This is a genomic window from Bosea sp. RAC05 (assembly GCF_001713455.1).
Lineage (GTDB): Bacteria > Pseudomonadota > Alphaproteobacteria > Rhizobiales > Beijerinckiaceae > Allobosea.
This window is the reverse complement of record NZ_CP016464.1, coordinates 1988923-2004831: the sequence shown is the minus strand read 5'-3', so window position 1 is coordinate 2004831 and position 15909 is coordinate 1988923. Positions and strand designations below refer to the sequence as shown.

The window sequence follows — 15909 nt, the reverse complement described above, 5'->3', positions numbered from 1 at the left end:
TTCACTAGCCGCTGACCCATCGTTAAACGGGAGACCGCCCCATGCTGAAGCCCATCGCCGTCGCGCTGCTCGCCGCAGCGGCCGCCTTCGCCACGCCTGCCGCCCAGGCGCAGGACGCGATCCGCTTCGCCGTCACCGACATCGACGGGGCGGAATCGCTCCAGCGCGAATTCGGCCCGTTCAAGGCCGCCTTCGAGAAGGTCGCCGACGTCAAGGTGCAGTTCTTCGCGGTGTCGGGCCGCACGGCCGCCGTCGAGGCGATGGCCGCCGGCCAGGTCGACTTCGTCCTGACCGGGCCGGCCGAGTATGTCGTGTTCAAGGCCCGCACCCAGGCGGTGCCGGTGGTCGGCTGGCAGCGCCCGGACTATTTCAGCCAGGTCGCGGTCCTCGCGAACGGGCCGATCAAGAGCGTCGCCGATCTCAAGGGCAAGACGATCTCCTTCGGCGAGATCGGCTCGACCTCGCAGCATCTCGGCCCCGCGCAGGCGCTCGCCGATTTCGGCCTGAAGTACAATGTCGACTACAAGCCGATCTTCGTGAAGCGCAATGTCGCGGTCGAGGCGATGAAGCGCGGCGACATCGCCGCCATCGGCCTTAACCTCACCCATCTCCAGCGCATCCGCGAGAGCGACACCAAGACCGGCTTCACCGTGGTGGCCCGTGGCCGCGACCTGCCCAACGACGTGATGATCGCCAGCCCCAAGGTGAAGCCCGAGATCGTCGCCAAGGTCCGCAAGGCCTTCCTCGACCACGGCACGGAGCTGATGAAGGCGGTCACCACCGGCACCGACGACAATCGCAAATTCGCCGGCGGCGTCTTCCTGCCCGAGGTCAAGGACAGCGACTACGACTATGTCCGCTCGATCTACGCCACGATCGGCATCACCGAATTCAACAAGTTCATCGAGTGACGACGCCCTCGCCCGCCATCGGGCCATCCGTGGCGGGGGCTGGCGTCCCCGTCATCGCCATCGACGGCCTGCGCAAGAGCTTCGGGCCCCGCACCATCATCGAGCGCCTCGACCTCCGCGTGCCGGCGGGTGAATCGCTTGCCCTGATCGGGGCGAACGGGACCGGAAAGTCGACGCTGCTGCGCATGATCGTGCGGCTGGCGGAGGCCGATCAGGGCCGGCTGAGCGTGCTCGGTGAGACAGTCGGCGATCTCAGCGGCTCGGCACTGAAGCGTTTCCGGGCGCGGGTCGGCGTGGTCTTCCAGAAGCACAATCTCGTCGCGCGGCTCAGCGCGCTCTCCAATGTCGTGCATGGCGTTCAGGCGCGTCGCTCCGGCCCGCGCACATGGGCGCAGTCGCTCGCGCCCGCCGCCGTGCGCGACGAGGCGATGGCCTGTCTCGAGGCCGTCGGACTGGCCGACAAGGCGCTGCAGCGGGCCGATTCCCTCTCGGGCGGGCAGTCCCAGCGCGTCGCCATCGCGCGTATGCTGATGCAGCGGCCCGAACTGGTGCTCGCCGACGAACCCGATGCCAGCCTCGACCCGCGCGCGGGTCGCGAGATCATGGAGCTGCTGTTCCGGCTGACGCGCGACAAGGGGCTGACCCTGGTCTTCGTCTCGCACCACATGGCGCATGCGCTGCGCTTTTCCGACCGCATCGTCGGGCTGGGCGGCGGGACGATCGCACTCGACCGCCGGGCCGGTCATTGCACCGAGGCCGAACTCGCGGCCTTCTTCGAGGAACCGGGCGACGGTGGCGAGCCCCAAGAGGAGCCGGCGCGCGCGCCGGCACCGGTGTTCGCATGAGCCTGCCTCAGACTGCACGGCCGACCTTCGCCGTCGACCGCTTCGAACGCCCGAGCGCCGTCGCCTTCACCGGCGGATTCCTGGCGCTGGCGCTGGTGATCTGGTCGTTCAGCGGCTCGGAACTGTCGGCCGAGAAGCTGATCCGCGGCATCCCCTATATGGGCAACATCCTGACGCGGATGTTCCCACCCGACCTCAGCCGGAGTGAGCAGATCTTCTGGTCGCTGGCGACGACCTTCCAGATGGCGGTGTCGGGCTGCGTGCTCGGCCTGATCCTGAGCTTTCCGCTGGCGATCCTCGCCGCCGACGGGCTCTCGCCGCATCCGATCGTACGGGTTCTGGCGCGCGGGCTGATCGCCTTCTTCCGGACGGTGCCGGATCTGATCTGGGCGCTGTTCTTCGTCATCGCCGTCGGGCTCGGCCCCGCGGCCGGCGTGCTGGCGCTGATGATCGACACGATCGGCTATGCCGGGCGATTCTTCGCCGAGGCGATGGAGGAAACCGACAAGGGCCCGCGCGAGGCGCTCTCGACGATCGGGGCGAGCAAGACCGGGCTGATCTTCTCGGCGGTCGTGCCCAATGCGATGCCGTCGTTCATCGCGACGTCGTTGTTTTGCGTGGAGAAGGCGACGCGGGCTTCGGTCGTGCTCGGGCTGGTCGGCGCCGGCGGCATCGGCGTCGAACTCAAGGTCGCCTTCGACCTTTTCGACTACGACACCGCGCTGACCATCATCCTGGCCGTCTTCGCGCTGGTGGTCGCGGTCGAGCAGATCGGCGGCTGGTTGCGGCGCCGTATCATCTGACGCAGCAGGCCGGCTTCCGCCTGATCCTGCCGTCCCACGAGGGCGGCAGGATGCTGAGACGGCTAGCTCGCGAGAATGGCGACACCGGCGAGAGCCAGGCCGCCGCCGGCGACACGGGCGAGCAGCGGCGCACGCGCCGCCAGCAGGCCGGCCAGACCGAGGCCGGCGCCGTGCAGCGCGGCGGTCGCCAGCACGAAGCCGAGCGCATAGCCGAGCCCGCTCGACCCTTGCGGCAGTTCGGCGCCATGGGCATGGCCGTGGAAGATCGCGAAGATCGCGCAGGCGGCTGCGCCCGCCGCAAGCGGCGGCGTCGCCCGCAGCGCGATCGCAAGGCCGAGCACGACGACGGAAACGGCGATGCCGATTTCCACCCCCGGCAAGGCGGCGCCGGACATGCCCCAAAGGCCGGAGAGAACCATCATGCCGACGAAGGCGAGCGGATAGGCCAGCCGCGCCCGCCCGCCGGTGAGCCCGGCCCAGAGACCGACAGCGACCATGGCGAGGACATGGTCGACACCGAAGAGCGGATGCAGGAGGCCGGCGCCGAAGCCATGCACGGCGCCGACGCCCGTATGCGCCAGGGCCGGCCCGGCCAGCGCTGACGCGATCACCACCAGCCCCACTTGTTTCGCCATCGCGCGCATCGCCGTCTCCCCTGCATGTCCGTCACGCGGCCGGAGCGGCCCGCAGGCCCCCCGCCGTCTCGATGAAGTCGATGACGACATCGACGCCCTCGCCCGCCTTGGTGTTGGTGAAGGCGTAAGGCCGCTTGCCGCGCATCGTCTTCGTGTCGCGTTCCATGACTGCAAGATCCGCGCCGACATGGGGGGCGAGATCGGTCTTGTTGATGACCAGCAGGTCGGAGCGGGTGATGCCGGGGCCGCCCTTGCGCGGGATCTTCTCGCCGGCCGCGACGTCGATGACGTAGATCGTCAGGTCCGCCAGTTCGGGCGAGAAGGTGGCGGCGAGATTGTCACCGCCGGACTCGATCAGGATCATGTCGAGGTTGGGGAACTTGCCGCGCATCTCCTCGACGGCGGCGAGGTTGATCGAGCAGTCCTCGCGGATCGCGGTGTGCGGGCAGCCGCCGGTCTCGACGCCCATGATGCGCTCCTGCGGCAGCGCGCCAGCCACCGTCAGCAGCCGCGCATCCTCCTTGGTGTAGATGTCGTTGGTGATGGCGCAGATGTCATAGGTGTCGCGCAGGCGCTTGCAGAGCACCTCCATCAGCGCCGTCTTGCCGGAGCCGACGGGGCCGCCAATGCCGACACGCAGCGGGCCATGGGGAGAGCGTGACATCTGCGAAGTTCCTTGAACGATCAGGCGGTGCAGCGGGCCGGGACGGCTCGGGGAGTTGATTTCGGCGGGTGCAAGTCGCGGGCCGCGCTCACGAGCGGAACAGCCGCGAATACTGCGTCTCGTGGCGCAGCGAGGCGAGGTCGGAGCGGTAGGCGCAGCCGCCGAGATCATCCAGCGTCGCAGGCTCGGCTTCCGCGGCCGCCGCCTGCACGGCGGGAACCAGTGCGGCGGTGAGCCGCTGACCGTCGGTCTGGCCGACGATGCCCAGCCGCACCGAGGCCGAGACGAGATTGGCGACGAAGGCCAGGCCATAGGCCTCCAGCGACGCTGCAAGCGGCAGGGCGTGCCCCGCGCTGGCCGCCGCGACGGCGACCGGATAGGCGACGTCACCCGGCCAGACCCGCTTGAGGCGCTCGATGGCGTCGCAGGGCCAGGCGGCCCGCAACGCCGCGACGAAGGCGTTGCCCTGCGTCACCGTCTCAAGCCGGCGCTCGGCCGAATTGGCCAGGGCCAGGGCGAGTTCGGCGATCTCCGCGAGCGCCGTCTCGTCGCCGGCCTCGATGGCACGGGCGGCACAGGCGAAGAGGATCAGGTCGTTACGCAACGAGCCGTGCGAGACGAGCGCCTCGAGCCAGTCCCGCAGGGTTTCGGCGTCATGCAGGTCGCCGCTCTCGAAGGCCCATTCGAGGCCGTGAGAATAGGCGAAGGCGCCGACCGGGAAGGACGGCGACAGCCAGACCATCAGGGGCAGATGGGCCGCCATGCGCGCCACTCAGTGATCGTGGCTATGGCCCTTGGGGCCGTGTTCGGCGCCATGCTTGTGGCCGTTGTCGTGGTGCGCGTGGTCGTGGTGCGCGTGATCATGCCCGCAGCCGCAGGCGTCGCCATGGGCATGCGCGTGCGCTTCCGCATGGGCGTGCCCCTTGTCGCCATGAGCATGCGCCTCGGCATGACCATGGGCGTGCGTCGCGTGATCGTGCCCATGATGCGCGTGGTCATGGTCATGGTGGTGGTCATGATGACCATGATCATGATGGCCGTGGGCGTGGCTGGGATGGTCGCAATTGGCGTGGTCGTGGTCGTAGGCGCCGCGTTCGGGCTGAAAGGGCCGCATCACGGCCTGCATCGCGCAGCCCTGGCCGCGCACCATCTCGGCCAGCACGTGGTCGTTCTCGATATAGATCGCCTCAGCCGTGATCTCGGCCGGCGTGTGCCGGTTGCCGATATGCCAGGCGACGCGCATCAGCCGCAGCGGGTTCTCGGCCTTGATCTCCAGCAGGCTCTGCGGCGCGGCCTTGACCAGCACGAGGCGGCCATCCTCCAGCTTGACGGCGTCGCCGTCGCCGAGCGCGGTGGCCTTCTCGAGATCGAGCAGAACGTCGAGCCCGCCATCGGCCTTGAGCGCGAGGCGGCGGCGGTTGCGGTCGTCATGGTCGAGCGTCAGCGTATCGACGACGCGATCTTGCCTGACGGCGGCCTTGCGAACGACGGAGGTGGCGCGAAGCATGATGGATCAGTCCGTGACTAACAGCGACAATCAGAGGCGGTCGATCGACCGCGGCGCGATCACTTCGATCACCGGAGGCGCCGTGACGCAAGCCCTCAGCGTCCGACCGGACACCGTCGCTCTCACATCAGTTTACAGATGGTCGTCCGGTCGGGACAGCCCTGCAGGGCGCCACAGCCTTGAAGGAGCAGCGTACAGGAGGCCAGCCCGAAGACCGTCACCCAGGCCCGAAGTATCCCCATCACGCGATCCTCTCGAAGTTCCGGAGAACGGCCATCGCCCATCGCCGTCGCCGCGCCAGGATCGAACGTCCCGTCCGGCCCGCCAACGGCACCATGATGGATCCGTCCGTGACTGAAAGCGAAGATCAGAGGCGGTCGATCGACAGCGGCTCGATCACTTCGATCACCGGAGGCGCCGTGACACAAGCCCTCGTGGCCTCCAGAAAGGCCCGCATATGCGGCGAGCCCATCTGCCGGTCGATGTCGGCGCGGGTTTCCCAACTCTCGAACGACACGAAGCGGCAGGGTCGCGTCAGGCTTTCGTGGATCTCAAAGGCGAGGCAGCCGGGCTCGCGGCGGGTGACCTCGATGCAGGCAACGGCCGCGGCGACGAAGTCTTCCCACGCATCGGGGCGAACCTCGATGCGGGCGATGACGAGAAAGGGATCAGACAAGAGGCCAGGCTCCGAAACGCAACGGGCGGGAAGCCCGGTTACGTGACGGTGCGGGGTGCGGATGCAGCAAGGGTTCGGCCGCGCGCCCCACCGTCTCCGAGACAGCGAGGCCTCGATGGGTTCGACGGCACTGCCGCACGCCGCCGGTGGGGATGCGACAGGAACTGGCCGAGAGGCCCCCGGCTGTTCTCAGAACAGGAAGTATCGCTGCGCCAGCGGCAGTTCCGTCGCGGGCTCGCAGACCAGCAATTCGCCGTCGGCGACGACCGCGTAGGTTTCCGGATCGATCTGGATATCGGGCGTCGCGTCGTTGTGGATCATGCTCTTCTTGGAGATGCCGCCGCGCACGTTCTCGACCGCGACCATCTCCTTCTCGGTGCCGAGCCGGTTGCGCAGGCCGTTGGCCATCGCCGCCTGCGAGACGAAGACCAGCGAGGTCGAGGTCACCGCCTTGCCGAAGGCGCCGAACATCGGGCGGTAATGCACCGGCTGCGGCGTCGGGATCGAGGCGTTGGGGTCGCCCATCGGGGCAGCGGCGATCATGCCGCCCTTGATGATCAGATCCGGCTTGGTCGCGAAGAAGGCCGGCGACCAGATGACGATGTCAGCGAGCTTGCCGATCGCGATCGAGCCGATATGGCGCGAGATCCCGTGCGCGATGGCCGGGTTGATCGTGTATTTCGCAACATAGCGCTTGGCGCGGAAATTGTCGGCGCCGGTGCCGACATCCTGCGCCAGCGTGCCGCGCTGAACCTTCATCTTGTGTGCGGTCTGCCAGGTGCGGGTGATGACCTCGCCGACGCGGCCCATCGCCTGGCTGTCCGACGACATCATCGAGAGCGCGCCGAGATCGTGCAGGATGTCCTCGGCCGCGATCGTCTCCTTGCGGATGCGGCTCTCGGCGAAGGCGAGGTCCTCCGGGATCGACGGCGACAGGTGATGGCAGACCATCAGCATGTCGAGATGCTCGTCGAGCGTGTTGACGGTGAAGGGCCTCGTCGGATTGGTCGAGGACGGCAAGACGTTGGGGAGCCCCGCGACCTTCATGATGTCGGGTGCGTGGCCGCCACCCGCTCCTTCGGTGTGGAAGGCATGGATGGTGCGGCCCTTGAAGGCGGCGATCGTGTCCTCGACGAAGCCGCTCTCGTTGAGCGTGTCGGTGTGGATCATCACCTGCACGTCGTAGTCGTCGGCGACGGAGAGGCAGTTGTCGATCGCGGCGGGCGTCGTGCCCCAGTCCTCGTGCAGCTTCATCGCGCAGGCGCCGGCCTCGACCATCTCGACCAAGGCGCCGGGCAGCGCCGCGTTGCCTTTGCCGGCGAAGGCGAGGTTCATCGGGAAGGCGTCGGCGGCCTTGATCATCTGGCCGAGATGCCAGGGGCCGGGCGTGCAGGTCGTCGCCAGCGTGCCATGGGCCGGGCCGGTGCCGCCGCCGAGCATGGTGGTGAGCCCGCTCATCAGCGCATCCTCGATCTGCTGCGGGCAGATGTAGTGGATATGGCTGTCGAAACCGCCGGCGGTGACGATCTTGCCCTCGCCCGCGATGACCTCGGTGCCGGGGCCCACGATGATCGTCTCGGTCGGGTCGAAATTGCCGAAGCCGCTCTGGATGTCGGGATTGCCGGCCTTGCCGATGGCGCAGATGCGGCCGGCGCGGATGCCGATATCGGCCTTCACGATGCCCCAGTGGTCGAGGATCAGCGCGTTGGTGATGACGGTGTCGACGGCGCCGTCGGCGTTGCGGACCTGGCTCTGGCCCATGCCGTCACGGATGACCTTGCCGCCGCCGAACTTCACCTCCTCGCCATAGGTGGTGAAATCCTTCTCGACCTTGATGACGAGATCGGTGTCGCCGAGGCGCACCGTGTCGCCGGTGGTGGGGCCGAACATCGCGGCATAGGCGTTGCGGGGAAAGTTGAAGGGCATCGTGTCATCTCCTCAAAGGCAGATCGGGGTCTGCAGAACTCAAAGCTGAGACAGCTCAGAGTTTCCCCATCACCTCCTGACGGAAGCCGTAGACCTCGCGCTTGCCGGCCAGCGCCACGAGGCGGACCTCGCGGGTCTGGCCCGGCTCGAAGCGCACGGCGGTGCCGGCCGGGATGTCGAGTCGGAAGCCCCTCGCCTTGTCGCGCTCGAAGGACAACGCCGGATTGGCCTCGAAGAAATGATAATGCGAGCCGATCTGGATCGGCCGGTCGCCGGTGTTGGAGACGGTGAGCGTCAGGCTCTCGCGGCCCTCGTTCATGACGAGGTCACCCGGCAGCGTCGTGACCTCGCCGGGCTTCATCGCGTCGGAGGCGCCGCGGATCGGCTCGTGGACGGTGACGAGCTTGGTCCCGTCCGGGAAAGTCGCCTCGATCTGGACGTCGTGGATGAGGGCGGCGATGCCGTCCATGACCTGGTCGGCCCGCACCACATGGGCGCCGGCCTGCATCAGGTCGGCGACAGATCGGCCGTCGCGCGCGCCCTCGACGACGAAGTCGGTGATCAGCGCGACGGCCTCGGGATAGTTCAGCTTGACGCCGCGCTCGAGCCTGCGTCGCGCGACCATGGCGGCCATGGCGACGAGCAGCTTGTCCTTTTCGCGCGGCGTCAGATTCATGTCTTGTCCTTCTCTTCGTCCTCGTCGGCGCCGTCCGAATCCTCGTCCTCGCCGTCCTCGTCTTCCGACTCGTCCTCGTCGTCTTCGTCCTCGACGCCGAAATCGGCATATTCATAGGCGAAGACGATCTCGCCCGTCGCGGGGTCGAAGGCGCTGGAGGTCGATTCCTCGAAGGCCTCGATCAGCATCTCGGCATCGTCGGGCCCGTCGACATCGAAGCGACGCACCGCCTCCTCGCCCTCGCCGCTCAGCGCCAGCTCGATCGCCCAGCCCCGCGCGCCGGTGTCGTAGATGCATTTCAGACCCTGGATCGCCAGCATGATGCTCTCCTCAAGTTGACCAGGTGCGCGGCAGCGCACGGCCGGTCAGATGCCCGAGCAGCGTGACGAGCACGCGACGCAGGGCCTGGGCATCGGGAGAGAGAAGACGGACGACCAGAAGGTCGCAGACGAGGCCGGCGCCGAGTTCGACCGCGCCGGCCTGTGCCTCCTCGGCGAGCGCGCGGACCTGCTCCAGCCTGTCGGCGAGATCGCCACCGGCGACGAGGATCGTCGCGGCGGCACGGGCCCCGGCGCCGATCGCGGAGCGCCCCAATGTGTCGGCGATCGCGCCCTCGAGCCGGACATCCTCGGCGAAGACGAGCCGCCCCTCGCGGCGGATGCGCCAGCGGTCGCGCAAGGCGCCGCGCTGCACGCTCTCGCCCATGGCGCTGCGGCCGAAGAACACGCTCTCGCAGGCGACGAGCCTCGCATCGGCGGCGAGATCGACGGCGAGGCGGCGGTTCAAGCGCGCGCCGGAGAACAGGATGCTCTCCTGCGGCACCCAGCAGAGCGATGCGCCGGCGGCGACGGTGAGGTGGGTTTCGATGCGGGTGTCGCCCCCCTGGCTGCGGTAGATCTTCTCGGCGGCCTGGGTGGTGACGATCGCCTCGCTGCCGAAGCCGAGATCGACCGTCACGCTCATCGCGTCGCCACCGGCCATGCCACCGCCGGTGTTGATCAGCACGGCCTCGCTGGTCGCGTCGAAGGTGGTGGGAAAGCGGGCGCGGTAGCCGCCGGATTCGGAGAGGTCGAGCCGCAGCGTCCGCGCGCCGACGCGGCCGAAGCGCAGCGCCACCCCGCCCGCGGCGCGGACATAGGCGGGAAGCAGCGGATCAGAGGCGGCCGGAACGGGCGGCGCGTACATGGAGGTTCCCGAACGGGGGGCGGAGTCGAACGACGCTGCAATCTTCCGCGCGCGCCGTTTTCCGGCAAGAGCCTCGCCCGCTCCGGCTGCCCAAATGATGGGCAATCGCGACCCGCGGGCTCCTCAGCCCCGCTGCGCCAGAAAGGCCTCGATCTCCTGGCGTCGCGGCGCGCCCGATCGGCCGCCGAAGCGGGTGCATTTGATCGCCGCGGCCGCCGAGGCGAAGCGGATCGCCGCGCGCTCGCCCTGCCCCTCCGCCAGTGCGAGCGCGAAGGCGCCGTGCCAGACGTCGCCGGCGCCCAGCGTATCGACGGCCTCGACCGCGAAGGCGGGCAGATGGGCGATCGTGCCGTCCTCGACGAAGAGCACCCCGTCCTTGCCGAGCGTGACCGCCAGCCAGGTCGGCCCCTCGCGCGCGATCCGGGCGAGACCGGCGCGCGGGTCCTCCTCGCCGGAGAGTTCCGCCAGGGCCTGCGCACTGAAGGCGACATGGCTCGCGGTCGCGACCAGATCGGGATGGGGCGGCTTGCGGTCGCCGTCGAGCACACCGGGCACGCCGGCTGCGCGTGCGAGACGCAGCGCCGCAAGCGCACCCTCGCCCCAGCGCGTGTCAGCGAGCACGGCCCGCGCCCCGTCCGGCAAGGTGGCCGGGAGCCAGTCGGTGTCGTCCGGCATCGCCGGATCGGAATAGGAGATCACCATGCGCTCGCCCTGCGCATCGACGAGGATGGCCGAGACCGGGGAGCGCAGGCCGTGCACGCGGCGGGCGAAGCCGGTCTCCACGCCCTCGCGCACGAGGTCGGCGACGATTTCATCGCCCGGCAGATCGTCGGCGAGCCGCGTCGCCAGCCAGCAGCGACCGCCGAGCCGGGCGATCGCGACCGAGGCATTGCCGGAACAGCCCCCGCCGACGACGGCGAGAGCCTTGGAGCGGTATTTTTCGCCGCGGGTGGGAAGGGTCTCGACGCTGTAGACATAGTCCAGCGTCGAGATGCCGAGACAGAAGACGCCGGTCATCGCGGCGGGTCGAGGTCCGTCCGGGCCGCGGCGCAGCGCTCCCGTTCAACGACCATGGGCTCTTCCGGATCCATCACCACACCCTCTCTCGGACGCGCACCCGCTGCCAGCATCCGGCGCCTACCAGGCCCCGGTGTTCGGCATGCTCGCCCACGGCTCCGCCGGGGCCTTCGGGTCGCCCTTCTGGAGCAGCTCGATCGAGATGTTGTCGGGCGAGCGGACGAAGGCCATGTTGCCGTCGCGCGGCGGGCGGTTGATCGTGACGCCGGCCTTCATCAGCTTGTCGCAGGTGGCGTAGATGTCGTCGACCTCGTAGGCGAGATGGCCGAAATTGCGCCCGCCCGTGTAGGTCTCGGGGTCCCAGTTATAGGTCAGCTCGAGCGTCGGCCGGCCGCGGCTGCCCTGCTGGCGCACGGTCTCGACCTCGTCGGGCGCAGCCAGGAAGACCAGGGTGAAGCGGCCCTTCTCGTTCTCGATCCGGCGGGTTTCGACCAGGCCGAACTTGTTCACGTAGAAATCCAGCGAGGCGGCGAGATCGGTCACGCGGACCATGGTGTGGAGATAGCGCATCGTTTTTGTCCGTTTCCTCTTCAGCCCGACCGTGGCGGCGGGCGCATCCTGACGGCGTTCACCTGATGGTGTCGGGTTGATCCTACCGTTGAATCGGGCGAAAGCATCGCCGCTCGTGAACACAGTTCCAAGACGCAGCCGGCAGGACAGGCCATGAGCTCAACGCAAGACGGCCTGGAGGGCACGCCCGTCCGCGCCACCGCCGCCCAGATGGCGCAGATCAAGCAGCGTGCCGCGATCCTCTCGGTGATGGCGACGCTGCTGCTCACCGGCGCCAAGATCGTCGGCGCGATCCTGTCGGGCTCGCTCGCCCTGCTGACGGACGCGCTGCAGGGCCTGATCGATGTCGGCTCGACGCTGTTCACCTGGTTTGCCGTGCGCGTCTCGGACAAGCCGGCCGATGACGAGCACCATTACGGCCATGGCAAGGTCGAGGCGCTGGCGGCGCTGGTCGAGACCGCGATCCTGTTCACGCTGGCGGGCGCGATCCTCTGGGAAGCCGGCAACCGGCTCTGGACGGGGCTGATCGAGACCGTCTCGGTCACGCCCATCGTGATCGGCATCATGCTGCTCTCGATGGTGGTGGATGCGATCCGCTGGCGCTCGCTGACGCGCGTCGCGAAGGAAACCGGAAGCGAGGCGCTGGCCGCCGAGGCGACGCATTTCTCGGCAGACTTCGTTGGCTCCGCCCTCGTGCTCGCCGGCCTGATCGGTGTCTGGTACGGCGTCGCCCGGGCCGACACGATCGCCGCCTTCGCGATCGCGGCCTTCACCGCGCTGTCGGCCTACCGGCTGGGGCGGCGGACCATCGACACCCTGCTCGACGCGGCGCCCAAGGGGGTGAGCGAGCGTCTGCGCGAGGGCGCCGAGGGCGTGCCCGGCGTGGTCGGCGTCAACTGGCTCAAGGTCCGCCCGACGGGGGGGCGCATCCATGGCGAGATCGGCATCACCGTCTCGCGCACGCTGCCGCTGGAGCGGGTGGCGGCGATCCGCGAGGCGCTCACGGCGGAGTTCGAGCGGATCGAACCCGGTGCCGAAATCGCGGTCACGACCGACCCGGTTCAGGTCGACGACGAGACCGCGCTGGAGCGCGTGCTGCTGATCGCGCTCAAGCTCAAGATCCCGGTGCACCATGTCTCGGTGCACACGATCGGGCAGCGGCTCTCGGTCAGTCTCGACATGGAGGTCGAGGCCAGGCTGCCGCTCGGCCAGGCGCATGAGATCGCGACGCGGCTGGAGGCGGCGATCCGGGACGAATTCGGCGGCGAGACCGAGGTCGAGACGCATATCGAACCGATGGAGACGGGTGCGCCGGCCGGCCATGACGCGGCCTGGGAGACGGTCGAGGACATCGGCAAGGCGCTGGCCAGCGAGACCGCGACGCTGAGGGGGCCGATCCACGACATCCACAATGTCAGGGTCCGCCAGACCCTGAACGGCCTGGTGGTGAACTACCATTGCCGCGTCGACCCTGCCCTTGACGTCGCCTCCGTCCATGCCGCCGTCGACCAGATCGAGCGGGCGGTCAGGATCGCGCGGCCGCAGGTTTGCCGCCTGGTGAGCCATGCCGAGCCAACCATTGCGGGGCCGGCAAGCTAGGAGCAGGCCCTATCGGGCACGCTCCCGGGTGAGCGACGCGGCGCACCCTTTCGGCCGTCGGGTCGGCGGGCTACAGACCATGGCAACGATCCGGCGCGCCGGATGATCCGAAACGCCGCTTTTCAGAGTTCCGCATGCGCTCCGACGACACACCGCTGATCCGTCTCGAGGACTACCGCCCGTCCGACTGGCTGATCGACACGGTCGATCTCGACATCAGCCTGCACCCGACGAAGACGCGCATCCGCTCCCAGCTCGCGCTGCGCCCCAACCCGGCCGGGCGGCCCGGTGCGCCGCTCGTGCTCGACGGCGACGAGCTGAAGCTCGTGGCGATCAGGCTCGACGGCCTTTTGATCGACGAGGCCGCCTACAGCGTCACCCCGCAGCAGCTGACGCTGCATGCGCCGCCGACGCGGCGCTTCACGCTGATGATCGACACCGAGGTCGACCCCTCCGCCAATACCAAGCTGATGGGTCTCTATCTCTCCTCGCATGTCTACTGCACCCAGTGCGAGGCGGATGGCTTCCGCCGGATCAGCTATTTCCTCGATCGCCCCGACGTGATGTCGGTCTACACGGTGCGGCTGGAGGCCCGGAAGCTGATCGCGCCGGTCCTTCTGTCGAACGGCAACCGCGTGGCGGCTGGCGAATTGCCGGGCGGCGAGCGGCATTTCGCGATCTGGCACGACCCCCACCCCAAGCCCGCCTATCTCTTCGCGCTGGTCGGCGGCGCGCTCGACCATGTCCGGCAGAGCTATGTGACGGCCGAGGGACGCAGCGTTGAGCTCGCGGTCTATGTCGAGCCCGGCAAGGCCGATCGCGCCGGCTGGGCAATGGACTGCCTGGTGCGCTGCATGCGCTGGGACGAGCGCGTCTTCGGCCGAAATTACGATCTCGACGTGTTCAACATCGTCGCCGTGTCCGACTTCAACATGGGCGCGATGGAGAACAAGGGCCTCAACATCTTCAACGACAAATACGTGCTGGCCGACCCGCAGACCGCGACCGACGGCGACTACGCCTCGATCGAGGCGATCATCGCGCATGAGTATTTCCATAACTGGACCGGCAACCGCATCACCTGCCGGGACTGGTTCCAGCTCTGCCTGAAGGAAGGCCTCACCGTCTTCCGCGACCAGGAGTTCTCCGCCGACGAGCGCTCGCGGCCGGTCAAGCGTATCGCCGATGTGCGGACGCTGCGCACGACGCAGTTCTCCGAGGATGCCGGGCCGCTGGCGCACCCCGTCCGACCGCGCGCCTACAAGGAAATCAACAACTTCTACACGCCGACGGTCTATGAGAAGGGCGCGGAGGTGATCCGCATGCTCAAGCTGCTTGTGGGCGAGGCCGCCTTCCGCGCCGGCATGGACCTCTATTTCGAGCGCTGCGACGGCACGGCGGCGACGATCGAGGATTTCCTCGGCTGCTTCGCGGAGACTTCGGGCCACGACCTGACGCATTTCGCGCGCTGGTACGAGCAGGCGGGCACGCCGACGATCGTCGCATCGGGCCGCTACGACGCGGCGGCGCGCAGCTACACGCTGGATCTGGCGCAGAAGACGGCGCCGACGCCCGGCCAGCCGGAGAAGCAGCCCGTCGTCCTGCCGGTCGCGCTCGGGCTCGTGGGCGGGAGCGGCGACCTGCCGCTCGCGACCACGTCCGAGGCCTATGCCGGCAACGGGATCGTCATCTTCGACCAGCCGTCGCTGTCGGTGACCTTCACCGACGTCGCCGAGCCGCCGATCCCCTCGCTGCTGCGCGGCTTCTCCGCCCCGGTACGGCTCGAGCTCGATCTCGACGAGGCCGCGCTGTTGCGGCTGTTCTCGGCCGACAGCGATCCGTTCAACCGCTGGCAGGCCTGGCAGACGGTGGCGATGCGCGCCCTCGTCGAGGCCGGTCGCGACCCCGGCCGCCTCGACGCTCTCGTCACCACCGGGCAGGCCCTGGCCACGGGGCTGCGTGACTTCCTCACGACGCAGGCACCCAGCGACCCCGCCTTCGCGGCGCAGGTCCTCCGGCTGCCGGCCCTGGGCGACGTCGCCCGCGAGATTGGGCGCGATGTCGATCCGGATGCGATCCAGGCGGCCCATCGCCGCCTCTCGACCGAGATCGGCCGCCGGCTCGGGCCGGATCTGCTGGACCTGCGCGAGCGGCTGGCCTCGGCGGCGCGCTACAGCCCCGATGCCGCCTCGGCCGGCCGGCGGGCGCTGCGCAACGAACTGCTCGGGCTCATCGCGCTGTCGGCCCCCGACAGCGGCGCACAACTCGCCGAGGCGCAGTTCGCTGCCGGCGACAACCTGACCGACCGGCTGGCGGCGCTGGCCGCGATGACGCTGATCCCCGGGCAGGCGCGCGAGGCCCTGATCGCGCGCTTCGCCAAGACCTATGCGGCCGAACCGCTCGTTCTCGACAAATGGCTGATGGCCCAGGCCCTGATCCCCGAAAGCGGCACGCTCGACCGCGTTCGCTCCCTGATGCAGCACCCGGCCTTCTCGCTGACGAACCCGAACCGCGTGCGCGCGCTGATCGGCGGCTTCGCGGCCAACCTGACCCAGTTCAACCGCACCGACGGCGAGGGCTATGCCTTCCTGGCCGAGATCGTGATCGCGCTCGACCGGACGAATCCGCAGGTCGCCTCCCGGTTGCTCGCCTCGTTCAAGAGCTGGCGGATGCTGGAGCCGCGGCGCAAGGCGCTGGCGGAGACGAAACTCGGCATGGTCGCCAACACGCCCAATCTCTCCCGCGATGTCGCAGACATCGCCGAACGGACGCTGGCCTGAAGAGGTTAACGGCGACCTGTCGAAAAGGTTAACGTTTCATTACGCGCACAAGATTCAATCACTCCAGCGATACAACCTGAAGGAGAATTCGACGGACCGGATTCAACTCCTGGCT

General features: G+C 68.7%; 16 protein-coding genes. 5 read left to right on the top strand and 11 right to left on the bottom strand.

Annotated elements, in window-relative coordinates; all coding sequences use genetic code 11:
• Nucleotides 1-41: 41 nt before the first annotated feature.
• The 3 genes from BSY19_RS12910 to phnE are packed head-to-tail and all read left to right on the top strand — an operon-like array spanning nt 42 to nt 2559.
• Complete coding sequence (locus BSY19_RS12910; protein ID WP_069054525.1) at nt 42-911, top strand: PhnD/SsuA/transferrin family substrate-binding protein; 870 nt, start codon at nt 42-44, stop codon at nt 909-911.
• Nucleotides 908-1756 carry a phosphonate ABC transporter ATP-binding protein gene (locus BSY19_RS12905; RefSeq protein WP_069054524.1) on the top strand — a complete coding sequence of 283 codons (849 nt, stop codon included), beginning with the start codon at nt 908-910 and terminating at the stop codon, nt 1754-1756. Before BSY19_RS12910 ends, BSY19_RS12905 begins: the two co-directional genes overlap by 4 nt.
• Entirely contained in the window at nt 1753-2559 is an 807-nt protein-coding gene (phnE, locus tag BSY19_RS12900) for a phosphonate ABC transporter, permease protein PhnE (RefSeq protein ID WP_069054523.1), read from the top strand. Before BSY19_RS12905 ends, phnE begins: the two co-directional genes overlap by 4 nt.
• A 62-nt stretch (nt 2560-2621) precedes the next feature.
• Here the strand turns inward: phnE and BSY19_RS12895 are convergent, their stop codons facing one another.
• The 11 genes from BSY19_RS12895 to BSY19_RS12845 form a co-directional block, all read right to left on the bottom strand.
• Complete coding sequence (locus tag BSY19_RS12895) at nt 2622-3194, bottom strand: HupE/UreJ family protein (protein ID WP_069057060.1); 573 nt, start codon at nt 3192-3194, stop codon at nt 2622-2624.
• A 31-nt stretch (nt 3195-3225) separates the two neighbouring features.
• Nucleotides 3226-3858: an urease accessory protein UreG gene (ureG, locus tag BSY19_RS12890; RefSeq protein WP_069054522.1), complete on the bottom strand. Its 633-nt coding sequence runs from the start codon at nt 3856-3858 to the stop codon at nt 3226-3228.
• 88 nt (nt 3859-3946) lie between these two features.
• Complete coding sequence (locus BSY19_RS12885) at nt 3947-4621, bottom strand: urease accessory protein UreF (RefSeq protein ID WP_069057059.1); 675 nt, start codon at nt 4619-4621, stop codon at nt 3947-3949.
• 9 nt (nt 4622-4630) lie between these two features.
• The gene (locus BSY19_RS12880) at nt 4631-5365 is read right to left on the bottom strand and encodes an urease accessory protein UreE (RefSeq protein WP_069054521.1); all 735 of its coding nucleotides are present in this window, start codon (nt 5363-5365) and stop codon (nt 4631-4633) included.
• Between the two features lie 367 nt (nt 5366-5732).
• On the bottom strand, nt 5733-6041 hold the full coding sequence (locus tag BSY19_RS12875; protein ID WP_069054520.1) for a putative quinol monooxygenase: 309 nt from the start codon (nt 6039-6041) through the stop codon (nt 5733-5735).
• 189 nt (nt 6042-6230) lie between these two features.
• A complete protein-coding gene (gene ureC, locus BSY19_RS12870) occupies nt 6231-7967 on the bottom strand; it encodes an urease subunit alpha (protein ID WP_069054519.1) in 1737 nt (578 codons plus the stop codon).
• A gap of 55 nt (nt 7968-8022) precedes the next feature.
• Entirely contained in the window at nt 8023-8643 is a 621-nt protein-coding gene (locus BSY19_RS12865; RefSeq protein ID WP_069054518.1) for an urease subunit gamma, read from the bottom strand.
• The gene (locus BSY19_RS27960; protein ID WP_069054517.1) at nt 8640-8963 is read right to left on the bottom strand and encodes a hypothetical protein; all 324 of its coding nucleotides are present in this window, start codon (nt 8961-8963) and stop codon (nt 8640-8642) included. Before BSY19_RS27960 ends, BSY19_RS12865 begins: the two co-directional genes overlap by 4 nt.
• 10 nt (nt 8964-8973) lie before the next feature.
• Nucleotides 8974-9828 (bottom strand): urease accessory protein UreD, encoded by an 855-nt coding sequence (locus BSY19_RS12855; RefSeq protein ID WP_069054516.1) that lies wholly within the window; start codon nt 9826-9828, stop codon nt 8974-8976.
• Nucleotides 9829-9951: 123 nt separating this feature from the next.
• Nucleotides 9952-10845, bottom strand: a complete 894-nt coding sequence (locus tag BSY19_RS12850) for a PfkB family carbohydrate kinase (RefSeq protein ID WP_069054515.1) — start codon at nt 10843-10845, stop codon at nt 9952-9954.
• Nucleotides 10846-10965: 120 nt separating this feature from the next.
• Nucleotides 10966-11415, bottom strand: coding sequence for a VOC family protein (locus BSY19_RS12845; protein WP_069054514.1), 450 nt, complete (start codon nt 11413-11415; stop codon nt 10966-10968).
• A 153-nt stretch (nt 11416-11568) separates the two neighbouring features.
• On the opposite strand from BSY19_RS12845, the gene BSY19_RS12840 reads away from it, so the two are divergent.
• Complete coding sequence (locus BSY19_RS12840; RefSeq protein WP_069054513.1) at nt 11569-13014, top strand: cation diffusion facilitator family transporter; 1446 nt, start codon at nt 11569-11571, stop codon at nt 13012-13014.
• A gap of 134 nt (nt 13015-13148) precedes the next feature.
• Entirely contained in the window at nt 13149-15794 is a 2646-nt protein-coding gene (pepN, locus tag BSY19_RS12835) for an aminopeptidase N (RefSeq protein WP_069054512.1), read from the top strand.
• Nucleotides 15795-15909 lie beyond the last annotated feature (115 nt).

Coding starts and splice junctions, on each gene's coding strand:
- BSY19_RS12910 (WP_069054525.1), top strand. CDS start 42: ATGCTGAAGCCCATCGCCGTCGCGCTGCTCGCCGCAGCGGCCGCCTTC.
- BSY19_RS12850 (WP_069054515.1), bottom strand. CDS start 10,845: ATGACCGGCGTCTTCTGTCTCGGCATCTCGACGCTGGACTATGTCTAC.
- BSY19_RS12840 (WP_069054513.1), top strand. CDS start 11,569: ATGAGCTCAACGCAAGACGGCCTGGAGGGCACGCCCGTCCGCGCCACC.
- ureC (WP_069054519.1), bottom strand. CDS start 7,967: ATGCCCTTCAACTTTCCCCGCAACGCCTATGCCGCGATGTTCGGCCCC.
- BSY19_RS12880 (WP_069054521.1), bottom strand. CDS start 5,365: ATGCTTCGCGCCACCTCCGTCGTTCGCAAGGCCGCCGTCAGGCAAGAT.
- BSY19_RS12865 (WP_069054518.1), bottom strand. CDS start 8,643: ATGAATCTGACGCCGCGCGAAAAGGACAAGCTGCTCGTCGCCATGGCC.
- BSY19_RS12855 (WP_069054516.1), bottom strand. CDS start 9,828: ATGTACGCGCCGCCCGTTCCGGCCGCCTCTGATCCGCTGCTTCCCGCC.
- ureG (WP_069054522.1), bottom strand. CDS start 3,858: ATGTCACGCTCTCCCCATGGCCCGCTGCGTGTCGGCATTGGCGGCCCC.
- BSY19_RS12885 (WP_069057059.1), bottom strand. CDS start 4,621: ATGGCGGCCCATCTGCCCCTGATGGTCTGGCTGTCGCCGTCCTTCCCG.
- BSY19_RS12895 (WP_069057060.1), bottom strand. CDS start 3,194: ATGGCGAAACAAGTGGGGCTGGTGGTGATCGCGTCAGCGCTGGCCGGG.
- pepN (WP_069054512.1), top strand. CDS start 13,149: ATGCGCTCCGACGACACACCGCTGATCCGTCTCGAGGACTACCGCCCG.
- phnE (WP_069054523.1), top strand. CDS start 1,753: ATGAGCCTGCCTCAGACTGCACGGCCGACCTTCGCCGTCGACCGCTTC.
- BSY19_RS27960 (WP_069054517.1), bottom strand. CDS start 8,963: ATGCTGGCGATCCAGGGTCTGAAATGCATCTACGACACCGGCGCGCGG.
- BSY19_RS12845 (WP_069054514.1), bottom strand. CDS start 11,415: ATGCGCTATCTCCACACCATGGTCCGCGTGACCGATCTCGCCGCCTCG.